General features: G+C 62.3%; 4 protein-coding genes. 1 reads left to right on the top strand and 3 read right to left on the bottom strand.

What is annotated here, in order from left to right; translation table 11 throughout:
- The coding region (locus tag VFW93_RS02710; RefSeq protein WP_329692451.1) for a VOC family protein at positions 1–423 on the top strand (423 nt) is incomplete at its 5' end.
- A 23-nt stretch (positions 424–446) separates the two neighbouring features.
- On the opposite strand, the gene VFW93_RS02705 is transcribed toward VFW93_RS02710, so the two are convergent.
- The 3 genes from VFW93_RS02705 to VFW93_RS02695 form a co-directional block, all read right to left on the bottom strand.
- The gene (locus tag VFW93_RS02705) at positions 447–1,595 is read right to left on the bottom strand and encodes a hypothetical protein (protein WP_329692450.1); all 1,149 of its coding nucleotides are present in this window, start codon (positions 1,593–1,595) and stop codon (positions 447–449) included.
- A gap of 127 nt (positions 1,596–1,722) precedes the next feature.
- A complete protein-coding gene (locus tag VFW93_RS02700; RefSeq protein WP_329692449.1) occupies positions 1,723–4,050 on the bottom strand; it encodes a hypothetical protein in 2,328 nt (775 codons plus the stop codon).
- Between the two features lie 163 nt (positions 4,051–4,213).
- A partial coding sequence (locus tag VFW93_RS02695) for a hypothetical protein (protein WP_329692448.1) occupies positions 4,214–4,731 on the bottom strand: 518 nt, incomplete at its 5' end.

Here is a 4,731-nt window from a genome sequence, read left to right as displayed (position 1 = left end):
CAGTTCTACGCCAGAACCTTCCCTGACAGCACCGTGGGTGCCATCCTTCGGGCCCCGGCCGACTACCCGTCCGGCAAGCAAGGTGATGTGCTGACCGTCGAGTTCACCGTGATGGGCATTCCTTGCCTTGGCCTGAATGGTGGCCCGGCGTTCAAGCACAGCGAGGCCTTCTCCTTCCAGGTGGCCACGGACACCCAGGAAGAGACCGATCGCCTGTGGCATGCCATCATCGACAACGGTGGTCAGGCCAGTGAATGCGGGTGGTGCAAGGACAAGTGGGGGCTGTCGTGGCAGATCACGCCTCGCGTGCTCACCACCGCCATGGCCAACCCCGATCGTGCCGTGGCCAAGCGTGTCTTCGAAGCGATGATGCAGATGAGCAAGATCGACATCGCCACGATCGAGGCTGCCCAAAGGGGTTGAGACGCAAGGCCAAAGCCCTTTTGTCAACTCGATGGTGTGGGCACCGTACCGGGCACCACCACCCGAATCGGCATCGATTGCCTGACCACATCCCAGCCCTGGGCGTCCACGCCATCGATCACGACCAGGAAGAGGTCGTGCACGCCAGGTTGCAGGCCTCCTGTGTTGAGTGTCAGCGTGATGTGGCCGTCCCAGATGTTCCAGGATTGCAGCTCGCGCACCTTGGCGTCCTGTAATGACACGGCGTCACGCAGCTCCACGCGTTGCCAGCCCGCGCGAGCATCATTGCCCACGATGACCCGGCTGTCGTCCGACCACAGTTCGCGCACTTCCGGCTTGGGCAGAGGGTTGTTCACGCCGTCCTCCACCTGCCCAAAGTTGCCAAAGTAGTTCTGCTCGATGAAGTGCCTCAAGCGCATAGTGGGGTCGGCATAGACCCTCTCGACTTGCTTGTTCTGATTGATGTAGGTCTTGCCGTTCACGTGCGCACGGGTCACGACCTTGCCGTCATTGGCTCCCTGCGTGCCCGTATAGACCATCATCTCCAACAAAGCCCAGTCACTGTTGGCCTTGATGACCTGCCCACCCCAATAGACGCTTTTGTCAGTGGCTGAGCGATTCACAAAGGTCATGAGGCCACCACCGCCGTTGGGATAGTCATGCACCTTGATTTCGCAGTCACCATCGACGATGGTGTTGCGCCAGTTCACGCGCTCATGCTTCCATTGAAAGCTCTTGGTGTAGGGCTGGCCGTCCAGCAGCAGCACGCTGCGAACCCAATGGGCCTTGTAGAAGTAGCGCTGCTCCGCAATCGGAAAGCCTGGATCGAAATGGCGGGTGGCGTTGTAGTGGGTGCTGTCTTCAGGTGTGAACAGCACCTTGCCCCGTTTGGGATCGGACATCACCGTGGTGGGATGACCCAGCTCGTTGAAATACCAGCCCTTGCCGTTGCTGATGTTGGCGCCCGCCTGGCACGCCTCGATCATGCCGGTTGAACCGCCCAGAAAGGTCTGCGTGACGTCTGATGTACCGAAGGCACCATCGATCGTCACCGGATCGCCATGCATATAGCCAGCGCCGCCACATCCACCCAGCATCCAGCTCGGTGTCGTGGTGGACAAGGCCAGCCAACCCAGGGTTTGCCGACGAGAGATCTTGTTTTGCTGGTCCATATGACGGGTCCTGAAAGCGATCCGACAGTTTAGTGATATCAAAATCACTAAACTGGTAAGCATCTGCAGCAAGTGTGAACAAGTGCTGCAGATGCCGTCGGTTCAAGATCAAGACAGCCGTACAGGCTCAGCTCGTCGGCAGCACCACCTTCGACAACACAAACGCCCGTACCGCACTGGCGTCATAGCCCAGCTCGTTGCTCCAGCCGTCTGTGGCGGTCGAGTCCACATACAGGTTCTCGCTGAAACCGGCCACGAGGCAGCCAGCGGGATGATCGACCAGGCAGGATGCCGGCATGTTCACGGTCATCAGATCGTGCACGGACATCGTGGCAGGTGATCCGCCCGTCGGGTCTTCGTTGACCATCGGCGTGCCCGGGTCGTCCACCGGCAAGGGCTGCCCCGGGTTGAGCGGGTCCTGCGAGCGGTTCAGCACGGTGCGCACGCCCCGCACGGTCACGAAGCTGTAGTTGGCAAAGCCATGCGGGTGCCAGGCCTGATAAGGCAGGCTGACCACATCGCTGTCCTGCGCCTGCAGCACGCCACAACAGTCGTCGGCGAAGGTCGCGCCAATGGAGGGCGCGGGGATCTGCGCGTAGCAATGGTTGTTGTCCACATGCAGGGTGATGATCATGCTGTTGCCCACGACCAGGCCCAGTGGCTCGGCATCGGTCGTGTAGATGGTGCCGGTGAGATCAGGCACATCGGGCACCACGAACTTGATGCCCAGCGCATGGATGTCGATGGGCTGACCCAGGGCGTCGAACAGATCGACCTTGAGCTGGTACTGGCCACTGTCATCACTGGTGCCTGACACCACGGAGCCATCGCCGTTGTAGCTCAGCCCCGGTGCGAACAGGTGCGTGGGGAACTTGGCGCTGCTCAGGTGCTCGACGATCTCACCGGCGCTGGGCGGGGTGTCCCACACGCCTTCCGGTGCCACCGAGGCGTAGGGAATCTGCGTGAGATCGGGCACTTCGATGCCGCCACCCGCCGGCACGGGCTTGGGCCCCAAGGTGAAAGGCGTCCACGCCGGGAAGACGCCACTGGGCGTGTTCACATCGTGGCGGTAGTAATGCTGGATGCCATCCTTCAAGGCATGGAAGGCACCGCTGAAGCCGCGTCGCCATGAGATCTGATAGTGGCGCACGCCCAGCGCCTCCAGCTCATTGGCAAACAGCAAACGCGGGCGCAACAGGCCACCCCAGGGGCGACCGTCGGCGGTCAGGCCACGCCGGGCTGTCAGCACGGCAGGCGAGGTGCTGTCCTTCAAGGCCTTGCTGGTGCCGTAGATCTGGCTCAGAGGCACGCCACCGATGGCCAGGAAGGCCACCCACCGACCCACGCCTTGGGGCCCCACCACAGGCGGGCAGGGTGCGCAGGTATGGGCAAAAGGGCTGTGGGTATAGAGCTTGACCTCGGTGCCTGACATGTAGTCCCACCAGGTGTGGCAGGCCACCGGCGTGGGCGCATAGATGGTGAACTTCAAGGGGCCAAAAATGGGTTGCGTGGCCTTGAAGTACAGATCAGGCGTGTCGTGGTTGTGGCAGCCCTGGAAGAACACGGTGCGGAAGTGGCCGCAGCTGTCGGTGATGGCCGTGCCCACGCGCTGCATGGTCACGAAGCGCGGGAACAGCCAGCACAGCAAAGGCCTGATCAACACGGGGTTCTGGATCAGGGCCTGCTGGAACTGCAAGGCACTGCCGGCTTGCGCCAGGTAACGCAGTTCGGTGGCTTCGCTCAGCTTGGTCAGTGTGGCGGCGCTGTCTGCCGTCAAGGCGTGGCTTTGTGCTGCCAGGGTGGTGGTGTTCAACCTCCGCAAGGAAGCACCGGTGACGGACAAGGGCAAAGGCCCCGGCCCAGGCTCCGGGATGGGGCCAGGCACACGCTCCGGCACCGTGATGATGGGATCCTTGATGCGGGCGTTGGCGATGATGTCGCGCAAGCGATCGAGCACCAGCACGGGCAGCTTGGGGATGAGGATGTAGAGCGGGTCCACCTCGTAGATCTCGACCGTGGCGTTGCACACGGGGAAGTCCACCACCGCACCGCCAATCGTGACCTTCTTGAGCAGTTGGCCTTGCACGAACACGGCGCTGCGCAACCAGCACAGCCAGATGGGTTCATAGATGATGAAGTCGGCCTTGAGTTCGCGCAAGCGCGGGTTGTAGTTCAGGTGCTGTTCAATGGCGCCACGGCGCATCAATTCGGCGAAGTCGGGCTCCTTGTCTGACAGGCGGGGCCCTACGAGCACACGCAAGGTGTCTGCGGGTACAGTGGCCTGCACAGGCAGACTGGCTTCGCCTTTGTCGTTGAGCGGCGCACTGCCCAGAAAGCGCGCTTCGGAACTGAAGGCGTAGGCCATGGCCTCCACCTTCTGCGTGCTTCTGGCCACGTCCAGCAGCTGGGCCTGGATCTGGATCGTCAATGGGGAAGCGGTGTCTTTGGGGTTCATGGCCATGCTCCTGAGTCAGGCATCACACAAATCGATGCAACATGGCATCGACCTCTGGCTGGACTCTAGGAGCAGGCGCCTGGCAGCGCTTCCCAAACCTTGGGGGGCCTGGCGGGGTCAGGCTAGGGGGGCATCATGCCCCCCGACTGAACAGCTGATGGCCTCAGCTTGCCGCAACCGCCGCAGCGGTGACGCCAGCCACCAGACCGGCCACAGCCAGGATGGTGATCACGATCTCTGCCGTGCTGTAGCCCACCGGTACGCGCCGCACCACCACGCGTTTGTTGACCTGGGCGATAGCGGCCACATCGGTGCCACTGCCGTTGACCGGATCCTCAACGCTGCTCATCACCGCCATCAGGGCCAGGTCCACGGACTCGTCTGGTGGCGAGAAATCAAAATGCAGCACACGTGGTGAACCGGCAGGTAGCTCGTCCAGGGTGCCTTTGGGGCCCACGGCCTGCCATGCATCCGAAGGCCCGGGGTTGCCGTCCGGATAGGCTGTCCAGAAGTTCGCGGTCAATGGCGGCATCGTGTCGCCCGTCATGCGTGCCCAATACAAGCGCACCACCACGCCCGTGGCCTTCTTGGGCCCGCGGTTGCTCATCTGCACATAGATGCGTGACTGACGCCCTCGCACGAACGTTTCGTGCTCCAGTTGCTGGAAGGCGATGTAGTCGA

Origin of the sequence: Aquabacterium sp., assembly GCF_036279675.1 — a bacterium.
In the GTDB taxonomy this organism is placed as follows: Bacteria; Pseudomonadota; Gammaproteobacteria; order Burkholderiales; family Burkholderiaceae_C; genus Aquabacterium.
This window is presented reverse-complemented; position numbering and strand designations above follow the sequence as displayed.